The organism is Natronoarchaeum sp. GCM10025321, from assembly GCF_042663585.1.
Taxonomy (GTDB): domain Archaea; phylum Halobacteriota; class Halobacteria; order Halobacteriales; family Natronoarchaeaceae; genus Natranaeroarchaeum.
On the sequence record NZ_JBHTAN010000006.1, the window covers coordinates 1,764,521 to 1,779,758 of the forward strand.

At 62.9% G+C, this 15,238-nt stretch carries 19 protein-coding genes and 1 tRNA gene; 8 read left to right on the top strand and 12 right to left on the bottom strand.

The genetic code is table 11. The annotated features are described in order from the left end of the window. Positions 1 to 94: 94 nt before the first annotated feature. The 7 genes from ACFQL3_RS11770 to ACFQL3_RS11800 are packed head-to-tail and all read right to left on the bottom strand — an operon-like array spanning position 95 to position 7,150. Positions 95 to 625: a DUF7261 family protein gene (locus tag ACFQL3_RS11770; protein WP_377054482.1), complete on the bottom strand. Its 531-nt coding sequence runs from the start codon at positions 623 to 625 to the stop codon at positions 95 to 97. Beyond that, complete coding sequence (locus ACFQL3_RS11775; RefSeq protein WP_377054484.1) at positions 622 to 1,032, bottom strand: DUF7262 family protein; 411 nt, start codon at positions 1,030 to 1,032, stop codon at positions 622 to 624. Before ACFQL3_RS11775 ends, ACFQL3_RS11770 begins: the two co-directional genes overlap by 4 nt. After that, complete coding sequence (locus ACFQL3_RS11780) at positions 1,025 to 1,702, bottom strand: DUF7263 family protein (protein ID WP_377054486.1); 678 nt, start codon at positions 1,700 to 1,702, stop codon at positions 1,025 to 1,027. The genes ACFQL3_RS11775 and ACFQL3_RS11780 overlap by 8 nt, the downstream gene beginning before the upstream one ends. Beyond that, positions 1,702 to 2,151 carry a DUF7266 family protein gene (locus tag ACFQL3_RS11785; RefSeq protein ID WP_377054488.1) on the bottom strand — a complete coding sequence of 150 codons (450 nt, stop codon included), beginning with the start codon at positions 2,149 to 2,151 and terminating at the stop codon, positions 1,702 to 1,704. Before ACFQL3_RS11785 ends, ACFQL3_RS11780 begins: the two co-directional genes overlap by 1 nt. Further along, positions 2,144 to 2,893, bottom strand: a complete 750-nt coding sequence (locus tag ACFQL3_RS11790; RefSeq protein WP_377054490.1) for a DUF7289 family protein — start codon at positions 2,891 to 2,893, stop codon at positions 2,144 to 2,146. Before ACFQL3_RS11790 ends, ACFQL3_RS11785 begins: the two co-directional genes overlap by 8 nt. Beyond that, complete coding sequence (locus ACFQL3_RS11795) at positions 2,893 to 4,794, bottom strand: type II secretion system F family protein (RefSeq protein ID WP_377054492.1); 1,902 nt, start codon at positions 4,792 to 4,794, stop codon at positions 2,893 to 2,895. The genes ACFQL3_RS11790 and ACFQL3_RS11795 overlap by 1 nt, the downstream gene beginning before the upstream one ends. After that, entirely contained in the window at positions 4,787 to 7,150 is a 2,364-nt protein-coding gene (locus ACFQL3_RS11800; protein ID WP_377054494.1) for a type II/IV secretion system ATPase subunit, read from the bottom strand. Before ACFQL3_RS11800 ends, ACFQL3_RS11795 begins: the two co-directional genes overlap by 8 nt. A gap of 288 nt (positions 7,151 to 7,438) precedes the next feature. Here ACFQL3_RS11800 and ACFQL3_RS11805 point away from each other — a divergent pair, with 288 nt between their 5' ends. Beyond that, positions 7,439 to 8,254, top strand: a complete 816-nt coding sequence (locus ACFQL3_RS11805; RefSeq protein ID WP_377054496.1) for a high-potential iron-sulfur protein — start codon at positions 7,439 to 7,441, stop codon at positions 8,252 to 8,254. A 198-nt stretch (positions 8,255 to 8,452) separates the two neighbouring features. Then, entirely contained in the window at positions 8,453 to 8,698 is a 246-nt protein-coding gene (locus ACFQL3_RS11810; RefSeq protein WP_377054498.1) for a hypothetical protein, read from the top strand. Here ACFQL3_RS11810 and ACFQL3_RS11815 read toward each other — a convergent pair. Beyond that, positions 8,695 to 9,114 (bottom strand): RDD family protein, encoded by a 420-nt coding sequence (locus ACFQL3_RS11815; RefSeq protein WP_377054500.1) that lies wholly within the window; start codon positions 9,112 to 9,114, stop codon positions 8,695 to 8,697. The two genes, ACFQL3_RS11810 and ACFQL3_RS11815, sit on opposite strands and share 4 nt — an antisense overlap. An 82-nt stretch (positions 9,115 to 9,196) precedes the next feature. On the opposite strand from ACFQL3_RS11815, the gene ACFQL3_RS11820 reads away from it, so the two are divergent. The 3 genes from ACFQL3_RS11820 to ACFQL3_RS11830 all read left to right on the top strand — a co-directional run bounded on the left by ACFQL3_RS11820 (position 9,197) and on the right by ACFQL3_RS11830 (position 10,802). Continuing rightward, on the top strand, positions 9,197 to 9,763 hold the full coding sequence (locus ACFQL3_RS11820) for a SprT-like domain-containing protein (RefSeq protein ID WP_377054502.1): 567 nt from the start codon (positions 9,197 to 9,199) through the stop codon (positions 9,761 to 9,763). A gap of 219 nt (positions 9,764 to 9,982) precedes the next feature. Beyond that, complete coding sequence (locus ACFQL3_RS11825) at positions 9,983 to 10,327, top strand: thioredoxin family protein (protein WP_377054504.1); 345 nt, start codon at positions 9,983 to 9,985, stop codon at positions 10,325 to 10,327. A 76-nt stretch (positions 10,328 to 10,403) separates the two neighbouring features. Then, entirely contained in the window at positions 10,404 to 10,802 is a 399-nt protein-coding gene (locus tag ACFQL3_RS11830; RefSeq protein WP_377054506.1) for a hypothetical protein, read from the top strand. Between the two features lie 20 nt (positions 10,803 to 10,822). On the opposite strand, the gene ACFQL3_RS11835 is transcribed toward ACFQL3_RS11830, so the two are convergent. Next, positions 10,823 to 11,092: a hypothetical protein gene (locus ACFQL3_RS11835; protein ID WP_377054508.1), complete on the bottom strand. Its 270-nt coding sequence runs from the start codon at positions 11,090 to 11,092 to the stop codon at positions 10,823 to 10,825. A gap of 254 nt (positions 11,093 to 11,346) precedes the next feature. Further along, a complete protein-coding gene (locus tag ACFQL3_RS11840; protein ID WP_377054510.1) occupies positions 11,347 to 11,862 on the bottom strand; it encodes a redoxin domain-containing protein in 516 nt (171 codons plus the stop codon). A 217-nt stretch (positions 11,863 to 12,079) separates the two neighbouring features. Here ACFQL3_RS11840 and ACFQL3_RS11845 point away from each other — a divergent pair, with 217 nt between their 5' ends. Then, entirely contained in the window at positions 12,080 to 12,439 is a 360-nt protein-coding gene (locus ACFQL3_RS11845) for a winged helix-turn-helix transcriptional regulator (protein ID WP_377054512.1), read from the top strand. Positions 12,440 to 12,464: 25 nt separating this feature from the next. On the opposite strand, the gene ACFQL3_RS11850 is transcribed toward ACFQL3_RS11845, so the two are convergent. Beyond that, positions 12,465 to 13,424, bottom strand: a complete 960-nt coding sequence (locus tag ACFQL3_RS11850) for an AAA family ATPase (protein ID WP_377054514.1) — start codon at positions 13,422 to 13,424, stop codon at positions 12,465 to 12,467. A gap of 96 nt (positions 13,425 to 13,520) precedes the next feature. Here ACFQL3_RS11850 and ACFQL3_RS11855 point away from each other — a divergent pair. Both ACFQL3_RS11855 and ACFQL3_RS11860 read left to right on the top strand, forming a co-directional pair. Then, positions 13,521 to 13,606: transfer RNA gene (locus ACFQL3_RS11855), tRNA-Ser, on the top strand. Between the two features lie 289 nt (positions 13,607 to 13,895). Continuing rightward, the gene (locus ACFQL3_RS11860; protein ID WP_377054516.1) at positions 13,896 to 14,261 is read left to right on the top strand and encodes a hypothetical protein; all 366 of its coding nucleotides are present in this window, start codon (positions 13,896 to 13,898) and stop codon (positions 14,259 to 14,261) included. Between the two features lie 12 nt (positions 14,262 to 14,273). Here ACFQL3_RS11860 and ACFQL3_RS11865 read toward each other — a convergent pair whose 3' ends face one another. Beyond that, the gene (locus tag ACFQL3_RS11865) at positions 14,274 to 15,215 is read right to left on the bottom strand and encodes a polysaccharide deacetylase family protein (RefSeq protein WP_377054518.1); all 942 of its coding nucleotides are present in this window, start codon (positions 15,213 to 15,215) and stop codon (positions 14,274 to 14,276) included. Positions 15,216 to 15,238 lie beyond the last annotated feature (23 nt).

A 15,238-nucleotide genomic window follows, 5' to 3' on the forward strand; every position in this document is an offset into this window, starting at 1 on the left:
TCGTCCCCGGCCTCGACAGCCCCAAGATCGCCTCGGTCCCTTGCTCGGTAGGCCCGTTGATCGCCAGCACGCCAGTGTTCGTCTATATGATAGTTCACCCCCGGTCCGTCACCCGAACGGTTGTCTCTCGCTGTGTCCGATCAGTGGTCGTCCGGATCCTGATAGCGACGCCGAGTACGTGGGTCTCGCCGGCGCGCTCCTGCACGACGACGCCGCCGAGCGCCTCGCACTCGCCGAACTGCCGATCCGGGCCACCCGGGCAGTTCTCGTCCGCCCACGTCGCGGCCGCGCTCTCGTCGTAGGAGATGTCGTGGACGACCGAATGCTCGAGTTCCGATACGCGAAGCGTCTCGATGCGGGGCTCCAGACTGTCCTCGATGGCTGCTGCCGCCGCCTCGCGTTCGTCCCAGTCGTAGGCGGCGGGAATCGGACTCGCGGCGTCGTGGACGCTGCGCTCCAGCGCGTTGACGACCCGATCCGGCGAGCCATCGTCGATACGTTGCTCCACGTCGGGATGTGTGCCGACCTGCAGATACGCCAGCGCGCCGGTCGCGAGTGCGAACGCGATCACCGCCGCTGCCAGCAACACCAACTGTCCTCGCGTGCCTGTCGCATCGTCGCTCACGCGTACCACACCCTGACCGTCACGTCGCCGTATTCGGTGGGGACCGTCGCGCTGCCGTAGGAGACGCTGCTCGGGCGCTGCATCCCGACGACCCCGTGCTCGGTCTCGACCTGATACAACAGATTGTCGGGCAGTAATCGATCGAGTCGACGGTCGAGGCGCTCGTGCTCCCGGTCGAACGCCGCCTCGCTTCGAGCGAGTTCGGTGAGACGCGTCGCGTCCTGATGCTGTGGCGACTCACCGGAGAGTACCGTTGCCGTGTCTTCCGCATAGATCCCGAGTTGGGCCTGCTGAGTGTCGGGCCCTGGCACGCCTAGGGCGAACGTCGAGACGACAGCGAAGATCAGGATCACCCCGAGACCAGCCTCGACCACGGGCGTCGAAAGTTGGCCGCGTCGATCACCCATCGACCGACACCTCCAGCACCGCCGACCGCGTCCGCGTCGGGAAGTACACTATCTCGATGTCGCCGTCCGAGAGTTCACCGGACGCCTCAAAGCGTAGTGATTCGGTTTCCAGCGGCGAGACGTCGAGGGCGTGTTCGCCAGTGACTCCGGAGCCGTTCCGTAGTTCGACGCGCCCGTCGATCCGGACGGTCGTGACTGTCGTGGTGTCGTCAGGGTCGAGCGTTACCACGATCCGATCGGTACGTCGCGGGAGCGTCACGGCGTTATCGGCCGTCTCCGACATCGATGGCGTCCAGGTCACTGATTGGCGCTCTTCGACGAGCACGATCCGACGGATGGTCGCACCGGTCGTCGCGTCGCCGGTCGTGGCTACCGGTACGCCGTCGAGTCCCACTGTGGCCTCGTGATCGTCGAGCGACGCGTACTGCGAGTCGAGACTCGCTCCGTCAAATCGCGCTACTGCCGTGGCGTTCAGAACGTTCTTGCGCGTGGTGAGAGGCGAATCGGGATGGGTCAGGCTTTCGGCCAGATTCACTGCTGTCGTCCGTTCTGTCGCGTCGCGCTCGGCGTCGTCAAAGGCCGCCCCGGCGATTCCGAGGCCGACCAGCATGGCGGCCGTGAGGACGACAACGGCCGTCGCCAGTGCGATCAGGTTCGCCTGTCCTCGCATCACGGATCACCTGATTCGAGAACGACTGCGAACCCCTCGTCGGTTCGATCGACCGTCACGACCGTCCGGTCGTCGCTTCGCCACTCCCCATCGACGGACGAGACCGACGCTGGCAGTACGAGGGGTACCCGTTCCCCGACGTCCGGATGGGGATGATCGAGTACGAGATCATCGTCCTGCACGCGGATCCAGTAGGTCTCCCCGCGGATCGTCGTGGGGACGTCGACCTGCCGTTCCGTTTCGCCCGTCTCCGCTGTCGACGGAACGGCCGTCCGTAGTTCGCCGCTCGCGTCGGCCAGCGTCCGATCGGCCACTTCGGTCGCCGCTCCAGTCCGATACTCCGGGAGGACGCCGGCGTACAGCGTCGTCGTCAGCAGGCCGATGTAGATGATCACGATGGAGGCCTCCAGCGCCTTTCCGACGACCGCGGAGACGGCCCTGTCAGCCATAGCCCACCTCCAGTCGCAGGTCGTGCGTGACCAGATATGCCGTCCGGTCGCCGTCGATTCGGGCGACGACGCTCGTCTCCCGGTCGCCCGGGAAGGCCCGGTCGGTCGTCTCGACGGTCGCACCGACGTCCTCGAAGTATCGCTTCCACGGCCCCGGCGTGGACGTCTCGACAGCGATGCGATAGCTGTCGGTGCCAAGCGACTGGCGCTCGTGCGTGACGTCTGTCCCTAGCTGAATGGGGCGTCCCGAGTTCCCGCCGATACCGACGTGGCTGGCGTTGAGCCGCGGCGCGTTGACGAGAAGCGGGCCGCCGACGTCCCCGTCGACCGTGATCGCCGGGGGAGACCTGAACCACGCGCTGCCCGCCGAGCCGCGGACCACCGCATCGCCGTGATACGCAACCCGGCTGTCCCCGGACTCGTAGACCAGTGCGTCGACCGCGACCGTCTCGATTGGTCCGGAGTCGTTCAGCAGACGGAGTCGTCGCGGCTTGATCCAGAGCTGTCCGTCGGTGAACCGGACTTCCCCAGTTCGGTGACCGGTCGTCGCGCTCGGCTGGAGCACGTCGTCGAAGCCGTCCGCGACGCTCGTCGCGTCGGCCGAGGCCGCGTTGCTCTCGATGACGGCGCCGATTCCGGCCGTCATGCCGCCGATGCCGATGACGGTGATTGCGAGCAACAGTGCGACGCCGATGACGTTCGACTGGCCGCGACTACCAGCCGAGTCGGGGGTGGACGGCATCACGCCATCCCCACCACCGAGAACACCGCATACGCGATGAGCACAAGCGCACCGGAGTGCAACAGCGCCTCGTAGCGCCCGCGGCTGGCGACACCGGCGAACCAGCCACACGCGAGCATGGTTGCCTGCGTCACGACGTAGAATCGGAAGCGCTCGCGCTGTGGGTCGACCGTTGAGGCGTCCATCGCAACGCCCGCTGTCGGCTCAGAGACGGCGGAGAGCTGTGCAAACCCGTCGATAACGTAGCCATCGACCGCGAGCATGATGCCGATGATCAACAGCGCAGTCGTCCAGCCGACAGTAACGTAGACCAGCATCGCGTTTCTGAGCGCCTGTTTCTCGTGGTGGAGTCGGCCGACCTCGGTCTGCAGGGTCTCGAAGATGTCTTCGGCGTCGCCGCCGGCCTCCAGCGCCCCGGTCACGAGTCCGATGGTCTGCTCGGCCAGCGGCGTTCCGACCCGTTCGACGAACGCATCGAGCGCGTCAGTCCGGAGGTTTCCGTCCCGCGTCGTCAGGTTTGCGTTGAACGCGAGCGTCTTGACGTCGCTGTCGAGTGCGCCGAGGTCGACATCGCCGGCAACGCGCTCGACCGCCTCCGGAAACGGCCGGCCCAGTTTGACGTGCCCGGAGACCGCATGGACGAAGTCCTTGATCTCCCGGTCTTTCGCCTGGTTGAGTCGGGCGCGGCGAACCGAAACGAGTCCGATGGGGACAGCCCACGCCGCGTAGCTCAACAGCATAACGTCGATGGGCGCGACGCCGGACAGGTGGATCGCGCCGCCGAACAGAACGGCGACGGGGGCGGCGACGACGACGGCGCTGGCGGGGTTTGATCCGGCTGTGACGGCCGTTCCGACGATGCTCGACGGCCGACTGTACTGTGGCTCGGCGTGGTCGTGTGGTCGCACCCGATCGACCAGCACTGCGGCGACGAGGCCCGTTACGAGGACGAACGCGGCGCTCCCGTAGACCAGTAGTTGCTGCGCTGTGACGGTTCCGACCGGGAGTCCGATCGGATCGGAGAGTCCCGGCGAGAGCACACTGAGGACGGTGACAACGATGACGAGCAGCGCGGGCAGCACCAGCAGGACGATGAACAGTTCGGCCAGTAGTTCGAGAAACGACTCGGCCCTGTCACGTGCTCGGGACTGCTGGTGAGAGAGCATCCGACTCTCCATCCGGAGATAGCTCGTCAGTTCGTCGCCACCCTGATCGGCGTGCTCGCGGAACTTCAGGACGAACGGCGCGAGCACGTCACGGGACGGCGTATCCCGCGCGACGATCCGTAATCCCCGATCCAGACTCCCGGTCAACGCCGCCTTGTTCAGCGCTTTTCGGAACGCGACCGAGGTCTGGCCGTACGCCTCGCGGTTTGCGGCGACCTTCCGAAGCATGCCGCGGCGATCGTCGCTCCCCGTCGAGAGGACCCGGAGATATCGCACCGCTCCAGGCAGTGTGTGGTTGATCTCCGCCCGTCGTGTACTGGCGGCCCACTGGAGATACTGCCCCCCGGACCGGACAACGAGGTGTTTGGAAAGCCCACCGACGAGGACGGCGACGACGACGGCCAGATACCCTCTCGGGAGTTCCGTGACGGCGTGTGCGCCCGGAGTTAGCTCGGCGATCCGTCCCAACACGGTGCCGGGCGAGATGAATAACACGACCGTCGTCGTGAGGAGAGCTGCGACCGCGAAGACGAGCCAGGAGAGCGCGTACACCCGCGAAATGTAGATGCCGAAACTCGTCTGGACGTCCGTCCCCCGGTAATAGCGCCGGTCAGCCTCGTGTCGTCGGGCGTCCGCGTGTCTGGAGAAAAGCGCGTAGAACCCCCTGTCGAGAGTCGGCAGTGTCCCCGTAGTCGGTCTAGGGCGACCATCCGACTCCGTCGACGAGCTATGCATCGTCACCGATCCTGTCGTCGGTGCTTGCCCGTTCGACTGTCGCGGCCTCGTTCGTCTGGAGGTCCGCGAGGAACTCGAACAGTTCGGTGAAGTCGTCGATACCGTCCTCGTGGAGATACCTGACGTACCGGTGTTTGCGGTGGAACTCCGCCTCGACGGCCGCGACCGGGCGGTCGGATCGGCGGGCCATGGAGTGGAAGACGCGGAAACCACACTCCCGCGTGCGTGAGGCGTCCTGATCGGACGTGGACGCCGATCCATCGGTCGATTCCTGTTCGACGTCGAAACTGGAATCGTCGAGCACCTGCTGGTGTCGCCGGCCCCGTCCTGGCCACTCCTCGGGAGTACGCTCCGGCGTCGTCTCCAGTTTCGGATGTGCGTACTCGAACGTGAACCGGCCCGTCTCGTCACGGCCGCCGATACGGTTCCAGTGGATCTGCGTGCCCTCCTTCTCGACGACGCCACAGTCCCCGTCCACGTGTTCGTACTCGGCAGGCGTGAGAAACTCGATGACGTCCCCGACGTAGCGGTCGCCGTTGACGTGTTTGGGGAAGACGACCAGATCGATCTCTCGGAGCAGATACGGGGGTAAGCCCTGCTCGACGACCCGATTAACGAGCTTTTCGACGTCTTCGGCGTGTGTCGTTCCGATGATACCGTGGCCGGTGTTCAGCGACTCGGCAAACGTCTCGAAACTGGCCGCGGTGTTGATCTCGGCGATCACTTCGACGTCCGGATTCAGATAGTTACATTCAGTCATCAGATCGGCCATCGTCACTTCCTTGTACTCGTTTTCGTGCTCGCGGGTGGTCAGCGAGACGCCGGTCTCGTGGGGGAGGCGGACCTCGCGGGAGCCCTCATCGATGCTGATCGGTCGGTCACGAAACGGGACGAACGGCATGTGAGCGTTCATCAGGGTCGTCTTCCCCACGCCCGTCGCTCCGGAGTAAAGCACCACCGAGTGTTGTTCGTACAGCATCCACAGCAGGGCAACGAGTTCGGTCGAGATGCTTCCCTGCTCCAGCAGATCGATCGGTGTCAGCGCCTCGGGTGCCTGTTTACGGATCGAGATGTGTGGACCGTCCTCGCTGATGACGCCGAGTGCAACGGCACAGCGGATCGTCACGCCGTCGGAGACGCCGTCAGGCGAGAGGTTCACCTTCGCGCTCGGGTTCGAGGCGTTCAGATCCGTCCCGTCGGCCGCCGCCAGTTGGGTAACGACGTTGACAAAACTGGTCTCATCCTCGAACTGGAGGTTCGTCGGGATCCGATCCCCGTGACCGACGTCGGCGCGGGGGACCACTTTGATCCGTTCGCCGACGCGGTTGGCCTCGATATCTTCGAGATGGCGGTCCCGGATCGGAATCGTGAGCTTCCCCTCGCCGACGTAATCCCGGAGCACGTAGTAGACGAGATCCGAGAGCCGATCGTCCGAGTAGCGACCGTCGACCGGCGGGACAGCCAGATCGTACTCGGCGAGGGCGTTCCGGGCCCGAAACCGCATGGCGTCGGCCCACGCACGGGTCCGCCGCGCAGTGAGTTGTCGCGAGAGCACTCGTTGCGCTCGGTTCCGGACGAACCGCTCGCGGTCCTCGACGAGGCCGTCGACGTTCGCCTCCCAGATGCGCTCTTTGCACTCCGCGATGAGCGCCTCGTCGTCCGGGAGGAGGTCGGGTTCCTGGACGGCGTATTTCGTCGTAAACGCGTCCCGCCCGAGGAGATGTTCCCGGTAAATCACGACCGGAATATCGAAGCCGTTGAACTCGACGTGATAGCTCGTGAGGCGCTCGCTGACGAAGCGGTCGATATACTCCGGCGTCGATGGGACCGCGGTCCGGGCGGGTGCGTAGTTTTCAGTGTGCACGATCAGCCGGTCCCCGGCCGTATCTGCCACCTCGATCCGCTCGTCTAGCGCGAACGGGGTCAGGTCGGCCAGACAGCGCAGTTCGCAGAGCACTCGATAGGTGATCCGGCGGCGGGCCGCGGTCGAACAGTCCAGTAATCTCCGGAGGACCTCGCTGTACTTCGGATCGAACCCCCGATCCATCCGTTCGATCGTTCCTTCCCGGGTCATTGGCCGCCCGAGGTTGGCGTCCTCGAAGTGTGACCGGACGGTGGCAAGGTTCTCAACGTCATCGTTCGACAGCAGCGGTTCCCGAATCTCGTACTCGAACCCGTCGTCGCGTTCGCTGATCGTAGCGACGACGCCAGGGTGGATCTCGTACTGCTCCCGGACGTCGGGCGCGTACCACGCCTCGGGGTCGTCGGGCGGCAACGGTGGAGGAACGGTTCCGTCAGCGCGTGTCCGTGGCTCGCTGGATTCCGTCGTCAGTTCAAGCGACGCCCCATCGGTCATGAACAAGAATCGCTCCCTCACTTGGTTTAAATTTTTGGTATTAGATTAGAATTAATTGCTCTATGAGCTATCTCAATATTTCATACAACTGCTGGAATTGAAGAAGACTATATCGGGCTATATGAAATTTTTAGCGGTAATAGCTCGTATACGTGTATCTCTTCCGTAATAGAGTGTGGTTTATTAATTAGTGTGTCAAATATTCCTGTTTAATAAATAACACGGTCTTTTCTTATATACTGGGAAATACCCATTCTCAATTTATTTTCGCTGTGTGAATTTCAGGACATGTCCGAAAAGAATCCACGGCGTGACCGACCGTCCACCTACGATCTGTGGAGTCGACGCCATTACGTCGTTGCAACGGCCGGGATCGTGGCATTGAGTGGGTGTACAAGCGACGAGGGTACGGACCCCGGACAGGAGAACGGGGAAGAAAACGGGGAGGAGGAGAACGGGGTGGAGGAAAACGGGGAGGAAGAAGAGGAACTACCTGAGGGGGTATCGGAGGAGGAGTTCGAAACCGGGCCCGTACCAGACGTGTACATGTCGGCCACGTCGCTCGGGGGCGAGATGCGGAATCCCGACGAACTGCAGACGAAAGTTGACGTCCAGTTTTCCGAGTACGACGAGGCGCTAGAAAACGCTGCGCACGAACCGGGGCGGTGCTGTACGAACTGTGCCGACTACATCCCGGACAAGAACGGCGACGAGTTCGGCGCCTGCGCGGAGGTCGAGGGGTACATCGACGGTGCAGACTGGTGTACGATCTACGAAGAACTGCCCGAACCCGAGGTTCCCGAAGGGCTGTCCGAAGAAGAGCTGCCGACGGCCGAAGTCCCAGAGGAGTACCGTACAGCAGCCTCACAGGCTGATGAGGAGCGCAATCCCGACGAACTGCAGACGCAGGCGGACGTCAACCTGATGGAGTCCGTCGAGGCCATCGCGGAGGGCACTGCTCAGCCGGGACAGGCCTGTGGAAACTGTGCGGAGTTCATCCCTGACAAGAACGGCGACACGTGGGGGGCCTGTGCTGCGGTCGAGGGGTACATTGCAGTCGAAGACTGGTGTGTCATCTGGGAATCCATTGGCGAAGAGGTGTAAGCTCGGCCCCTGGACAGGCTGTCGTCGCCACAGAGGCGCTCTACCCTTCTGGATCGTCTCACAGTTGTGCCGCCGGTTGTGACTCTCACTGGACCGGTCGATGCTCGACGATAGCGGACTCCTCTCCGGAGTGTTGTGAGACCCGATGCCCTACCGCTAGACAGCACGCACAAGACGCGGGCGACCATAGCCTCGGCCGTGGCACACGACCGTATTCACTCGAAGCGACCGACACACGACATCGAGCGGTGGTCGGAGGGCATCATCGAGCGGGTCGGCGAGCGGGACGGCCACTGCGTCGTCGATGTCCGTACTGAGGGGGGCGAAAGCGTCGAACTCGTCGTCACGTTTGCGATCCGCGATCTGTTCATGAGCCGTCTGGAGATCGACGAGGACGAATCGCCAGTGGGCGAGCGGGTCTGGTATCGGAAACGCGGCAACTAGTCGCTCTGGACGACGAGCGTCCGGCCGACGACGTCGCCGATCCGTTTGCCGTCGCCCCGGAGGAGGATGACGAAGACTGCGACGCTCCAGTAGCCAAGGCCGTCGATCAGCCGGAGCGCGTTCCTGAGAAACGAGCCCCGGAGCCCCAGAGCGCTCCCGTCGTCCGCGAGGACCCGGAGATTGAACAGTTCCTTGCCGAGCGTCCGGCCGGTGAGCCACTCCGCAAGGAAGTGATAGGCAAAGGCGACGGCCATCAGCGCGACGAAGACCAGTTGTCGAGGTTCTCCTGGCGAGACAATGGTCCCGAACTCGACGCCAAGCCCTAGCACCGGCGGGACGACGAGACAGGTGACGACGACCTGATCGAGGAGGAACGCGGGCGTCCTGATCGTGAGCGGGGCGGGAACTGGAGTCACGTTCGTACGGAGAGCCGGATTCCCTTCAGCGTACCCCTGAAACTTTTGCTCCCCGAGACCAACCGACCGCTAACGAGGACGAATGCAATCAGACGGCACACCGCCGATACAGTCGGAATCTGCCCTGCTGGACCGTGCTCGGGAGTACGCTTGCTCCGTCACCATCGACGTCGATCTGTCGGCCGTCGAGTGGGAGGTGTCCCATCGCGCAAAGCGCCGCGCCGGATCGTGTCGGTACGACGGCCGAGAACAGACAGTCACGATCCGGCTCGCGTGGAAGGCCTACCAGCGACACGGGTGGGACGAGATTATGGATGTCGTCCGCCACGAACTCGTCCACGCCTGGGAGTTCCAGCAGTTCGGCGAATCGGGTCACAGCGAGCGGTTCTACGAGAAAGCAGCGGCGCTCGACGCCCCGCGGCACTGCACTCCGTTCAGCGAACCGCGAGTGAGACTGCTCTGTACGGCGGGCGACTGCGACTGGTCGGCTGGCCGGTTTCGCGCGTCGAAAACGGTGACCGAACCGAACACACGACGCTGTGGGGTGTGTGGTGCGCGCTACGTCGCCGAGCACGTCGCTACCGGCCGACGCTGGCGGACGAAGGATGGCTACGAACGGGCGCGAGAGGAGATCGGTGAGGAGTGGTGATCCGGGCCGTTCCGTGAGTGTGATGGCGCTGTCAGATGGAGATCGGACTGCTCTCGTCGACGGTCGAGACGGATCGGACTGCTCTCGTCGACGGTCGAGACGGATCGGACTGTTCGCGGGTCGACCGTATGGCATCGTCTCCGACCAGCCTTACTCGACAGTAACCGGATTACCGGTTGGTTCGGGAAGCGCTTTTATCGGCCGTTCGGTACATTTCATATGTCGTTCGACAGAACACCGATCGCCCCCGAGAGGACTGGCGGCCTCATCGATATCGAGACCGAGGACACGTTGCGGACCACGCTGGCCGAACACGACGAAGTGATCGTCGACTTCTTCGCCGACTGGTGTGGGCCGTGCCAGCAGCAGACGCCGATCATGGAGGAACTTGCCGGCAGGGTCGACGCCCCGATCCTGAGCGTCGACACCGACGAGTTTCAGTCGCTCGCCGCACAGGCGGGTGTCCGGTCGATCCCGACGATCGTAGTCTACCGGTCCGGCGAGGAGGTAGAACGGTTCGTCGGCATCACCGCTGGCGATACCATTCGGCACGCGCTGGAATAGCCGGTCCACCTCCGGTGTTGTTTCGACGATGCACGACCGGCTTGGTTACATATGGTAACCGACCGTAGCTTGTCTCATGAGAAATAGTAACACGGACAAACGAGACGAAGACATAGATGGAAACTGTACGACGACGGCGTCGTTTGACGATCATGGCGTCGACGACGGTAGCGACCTGATACGGCAGACGTACGACCGACTCGCAGCAGACGACGATGGGACGTTCGAGCCAACCGACCGGTTCTTCGACCGACTGGCCGACGCGTTCATGCGCTCGTATCTCACGGCTACTGGAGAGTTTTCGCTCCCAGCCGACGTCGCACCGGCCATCGACGACGCCCGGACCTGGACCGCTATCGACTTCGCCGACGAGCAGGATGCCGACCTTCGAACGCAGGTCGTTCCGACGTTTTATCAGTACGCCGCTGGCTTCCACTGTACGTATCGGGAGTTGGAGTCAGTCTCGCAAAAGTAGGACAGCCTCCGATCAGTACATCACGTGGGATGATGTGCGTCGTGTCCAACCCAGAGGACCAGCAGGTGAACCCCGATGGCGACGGGAAACCAGCTCTTTGGGAGTCCTCCGGCCATCTCACCAACTGCGCCGGCGAGGTAGACGGCCGGGAACACGACCGCGGCCCATAACGCCGCGCGACGAACGATCAGTTCGAGTGTACGACGGAATACGGCCCCTGCGGCCGCCGTATACCGATGTACGGGGTGGTCGTCATCGGGATGGTTGATCAAGCGGCTATCCGTCGTCATAGCTCACACCCGTCCGGTGGTAGCGCCAGGGTCGTCGACGAACGCCGCTTGACCTGTCCGACCTGTGCAACCAGCCCGGTTATATTTTTGATTCTTATGTGTATCATTACATGTGGTTGCAATGAGAGGACACGAGGTTTCCCACAGTAACGTAGTGGCCCGCAATGCACATAATCGTAAGCGAACCGTGTATTCACCGGGTTACGAAACGGTTTGTGGAAATCGGCCTGACGGCTGTCCCAGTTCAAAATAGATCAGAGATACGATTTGTCATCTGGAACGGTACATTCGTCCCCATGACAGTGGGCCGCCTTTTCAACAGCGGCCAGATCGGGGTCGTCCTCGGAGTCGTCACTTAGCCAGGTGTACTGGATACGGCGGTCGGGGTCGACGACGAAGAGGGCGGAGCAGGCGACCCCCCGATGATCGTCGAACTCGTCCGCGAGGACACCGTATGCCTCGGCGACGCTCCCGTCGCTGTCCGACAGCAGTGGAAAGTCGATCCGCTGTTCGTCGGCGAACTCTCGATGGCAGTACACGCTATCCGTCGAGATTCCCAGTACCACGGTGTTCTCGACCAGTGACAGTGCCTCGCTGTCCCTGAGCGTACACATCCGTGACGTGCAGACGGGATGAAAGTCGAACGGATAAAACACTAGGACGACGGCCCATCCGTTGTCCGTGTACTCGGTGAGACGATGTCTGTCTATTCGACCGCCACCCGCGCCGGGGAGGTCGAAGGTGGGTGCGCGCTGTCCAGTTTGAAGCATATTCGAAGTCGGTGGGGGAGACATATCAGTCGCCCTCGACCGTGTGTCGTGTTTGCACACCGCACTTGGTATGCGAAGACGAACAGGAGGGAAAGACTGGCGCGGAACCGGACAGTGTGCCCTGCAAACGGGGAGAGCCAGAAATGGAACCTACATTACTATTAGTTACTAGCTTACTATACGTAACCCTTATTTGAGAAGTGAACGTACGGTTTGTATGAGCGCTGAGGACGATCGACTGGAAGTCTGGTGTGCGGGGGCGGAATGGTGTCCGATCACGTCGACAGCGACGTTGATCGGCAAGAAGTGGCATCCAGTCGTGATTCATCGATTACTCGAACGCGGCCCGCTCGGATTCAACGCACTGAGAGAGGAAGTCGACGGGATATCCAGTAAAGTCCAGTCCGACGTGCTAGAGGATCTGGAAGAACACGGCTTCGTCGACCGAACAGTAGTTAGCCAGAAACCGTTCCGCGTGGAGTACTCCCTCACCGGTCGTGGGGAATCCCTGGAACCGGTGATCGTCGCCATGCGCGACTGGGGTCGCGAGCACCTGGCTCCACCCACCGACGAGTGAACGGGGTGCGGGAGTCAAACAGCTATCAGGGGACCGACTGGACCGTCGGCACGGCTACTGCATCGAGCACGTCGGTGACGAGCGCGGCCGTCGAGACGCCGTCCACTTTCGCTTCCGGCGTCAGTACGAGGCGATGGGCAAGCACGGGTTCGGCGACCTCGGCCACGTCGTCCGGCGTCACGTAATCGCGGCCGACCATCGCCGCCCGGGCCCGGGCGGCTTCGAGCAGGCTCTGGGTCCCGCGCGGCGAGACGCCGACCGAGACCTGCCGTAGCGAGCGGGTTCGACGGGCAATCTCGGCGAGGTAGGAGACGACGTCATCGGTGACCTGGACGGTTTCGGGGACCTGTCGGAGGTCGATCACCGATTGTTCGGAGATTGCGCGCTCGACGCTCGGAGCCTGTTCGACGCGGCCGAGTCGGCGGTGGAGCAGTTCCTCCTCGCCTGCCTCGTCCGGGTAGCCGATAGAGCTTTTCACCAGGAAGCGGTCGACCTGCGCCTCGGGGAGCGGGAACGTCCCTTCCTGATCGACGGGGTTCTGCGTCGCGATGACGAAGAAAGGATCCGGGAGTTCGTGCGTGTCGCCGTCGACAGTGACCTGTCCCTCGCCCATCGCTTCGAGCAGTGCGGCCTGGGTCTTCGGCGGCGCACGGTTGATCTCGTCGGCCAGCACCACGTTCGCAAAGATCGGCCCTTTGCTGAACTCGAAGCTCCCGTCCTCCTCGTTGAAGATGTGTGTCCCGGTCACGTCAGTCGGCAGCAGATCGGGAGTAAACTGCACACGGGAGAAGGAAAGTCCGAGTGCGGATGCAAAACTGTTCGCGGTGAGCGTCTTCCCGGTCCCCGGTACGTCCTCCAGCAGGACGTGCCCGCGGGAGACGACGCCCAGCAGTACGGTTTCGAGAAACTCTCTATCAGCGATAACGGCACCAGAAATGGAGTCGAGGACGGCTTCACACTCCTCGCTCGCTTCAGCTACGTCCATGACTTGGTACGAACAGTCGCCCCACATATGTGTACCGATGCCACTCGTGTGGTGAACCGAAACGGATAAACTGGTAGCCCCTGAATCGATTAATGAGCCGAGGTAGCCTAGCCTGGCCAAGGCGGTTGCTTCGAGAGCAACTGTCCGCTAAGGACACAGGAGTTCAAATCTCCTCCTCGGCGTTTTTCTCGCGAACAAATCCGCGAGAGACCTCCGTGTCTCTCGTACTCGTGAGCGTGAAAACCTCACGCGGAGATTTGAACGAGAGAAGACGCAGCCCGACCGGAGGGAGCGACCGTCTTCGCGTGGTTCACAATCTCCTCCTTGGCGCTTCTACGCGAGCAACGCTCCCCACTGGCCCGCGCTCTCAGAAACCGAACCACTACAGTTGACCTCCTCCCACGGCTAAAGCCGTGGGCTTTCGCCTGTACCTTCTGTAAGGGTAATTACCATAGCCGTCGAAGATGGCGTATGAACGCCTGGAAACTGTTCACTGCGGTGGGTGCGGGCGTGACGACGGCGTTGCTCGTTGCAGTGGTGATTATCGAACTGCTCCAGATCGAGTTCTCGGCGCTCGTCGGACTTCCGGTCGGAGTGATCACCGGGATCATCGTTACTGTGTGGCTGGGGGGATCGTTCGACGAGCTACCGGTCGGCGTTCGTCGAGCGGCAACTGCCTACGCGGCGTTCGGAATGACGATACTCGCGGTGTTCGCAGTGCGGTACGTCAACCTCGGCAGGAACGTCCTGTCGCTCGAGGTTGCGATAGGTCTCGGCCTCGCTGCGGTCGGCGTCGTATATCTGGCACTGTTACGATCCGATCGAGCACTCCCGTGACGGGGCGACGAGTCAGGCCGTGCGACTGACCGGTACTCGCTCGGAAAGTCGCTCCATCACTGCGATATCGACGCGGCCGCGATCCCGCAACCGTTCGAGGGTGCGGAGATAGCCTGCGAGCGGCGCGAGCTGTGCGTGGTTTGCGATGTCGTACAGGTGACACCAGAGGTGGAGATGCGTGTCCCGCTCGATGGCGTGCATCGTCGCCCGCTCGAGATACTGGCGGTGGAACCGCTGTCGGATCCGCGTCGGGACTGCCCGGAACAGTGGCTCTGCTGGGCGCTTTCCGGAGGGAAGCGACGCCGCAGCGAGGTTCGGGTACGTGGTGCTCAGCGTCCGACAGACGCCGTCTTCGATGGTCGGATCGCCCATCGGCGGCGGCCCGAGAAGTAGCTCTTTCGCCCGGCCGAGCCGACTGCTCGCGCGCCTGTTAGCGGCCTCCCGAACGACGTCGATCCCGTTCGACCGAAGGACGTGACTCGGTGGCGTCATATGACGCGGCGGGACGAGCGAGCAAGTGCGTTCACCCAGGATATCCTCGTGGACGCGCTGGGCGTGGTCGAGGTCGGCATCGGCCGCGGTAGTGCTCACGGTCCCGTGGGGCGTGTGTGAGAACGTGTGTGTGCAGAGTTCGTGGTCAGTGTCTCGTGTCCGCACGTTCTCGATCATATCCGGCGCGTAAAACAGCGGATCGACTGCGACGTCTGTCCCGGGGTCGGCGTCGAACCAGCCGTCGGGATACGGGCCGTCGTGTGACCCCTCGCAGGAGGCGAGAAACAGGTGGCCGACGGCGTCAAAGGAGATGGGAATCTCCGTCTCGTCACAGACGTCCAGTAACTGCCGGAGGAACTCTCGTTCGGCCCGGCCGTCCTCGCTGAGGTGGCCGTACTCGCCGATATCGTGGACGCCCCAGCCGAGTTCGATTTCGACGCTCAATGTCACGGTTCCGGTCATCGTCTATGTACTGGATCGTAGGC

Coding starts and splice junctions, on each gene's coding strand:
- ACFQL3_RS11775 (WP_377054484.1), bottom strand. CDS start 1,032: ATGGGTGATCGACGCGGCCAACTTTCGACGCCCGTGGTCGAGGCTGGT.
- ACFQL3_RS11780 (WP_377054486.1), bottom strand. CDS start 1,702: ATGCGAGGACAGGCGAACCTGATCGCACTGGCGACGGCCGTTGTCGTC.
- ACFQL3_RS11785 (WP_377054488.1), bottom strand. CDS start 2,151: ATGGCTGACAGGGCCGTCTCCGCGGTCGTCGGAAAGGCGCTGGAGGCC.
- ACFQL3_RS11790 (WP_377054490.1), bottom strand. CDS start 2,893: ATGCCGTCCACCCCCGACTCGGCTGGTAGTCGCGGCCAGTCGAACGTC.
- ACFQL3_RS11795 (WP_377054492.1), bottom strand. CDS start 4,794: ATGCATAGCTCGTCGACGGAGTCGGATGGTCGCCCTAGACCGACTACG.
- ACFQL3_RS11800 (WP_377054494.1), bottom strand. CDS start 7,150: ATGACCGATGGGGCGTCGCTTGAACTGACGACGGAATCCAGCGAGCCA.
- ACFQL3_RS11805 (WP_377054496.1), top strand. CDS start 7,439: ATGTCCGAAAAGAATCCACGGCGTGACCGACCGTCCACCTACGATCTG.
- ACFQL3_RS11820 (WP_377054502.1), top strand. CDS start 9,197: ATGCAATCAGACGGCACACCGCCGATACAGTCGGAATCTGCCCTGCTG.
- ACFQL3_RS11825 (WP_377054504.1), top strand. CDS start 9,983: ATGTCGTTCGACAGAACACCGATCGCCCCCGAGAGGACTGGCGGCCTC.
- ACFQL3_RS11830 (WP_377054506.1), top strand. CDS start 10,404: ATGAGAAATAGTAACACGGACAAACGAGACGAAGACATAGATGGAAAC.
- ACFQL3_RS11835 (WP_377054508.1), bottom strand. CDS start 11,092: ATGACGACGGATAGCCGCTTGATCAACCATCCCGATGACGACCACCCC.
- ACFQL3_RS11840 (WP_377054510.1), bottom strand. CDS start 11,862: ATGCTTCAAACTGGACAGCGCGCACCCACCTTCGACCTCCCCGGCGCG.
- ACFQL3_RS11845 (WP_377054512.1), top strand. CDS start 12,080: ATGAGCGCTGAGGACGATCGACTGGAAGTCTGGTGTGCGGGGGCGGAA.
- ACFQL3_RS11850 (WP_377054514.1), bottom strand. CDS start 13,424: ATGGACGTAGCTGAAGCGAGCGAGGAGTGTGAAGCCGTCCTCGACTCC.
- ACFQL3_RS11860 (WP_377054516.1), top strand. CDS start 13,896: ATGAACGCCTGGAAACTGTTCACTGCGGTGGGTGCGGGCGTGACGACG.
- ACFQL3_RS11865 (WP_377054518.1), bottom strand. CDS start 15,215: ATGACCGGAACCGTGACATTGAGCGTCGAAATCGAACTCGGCTGGGGC.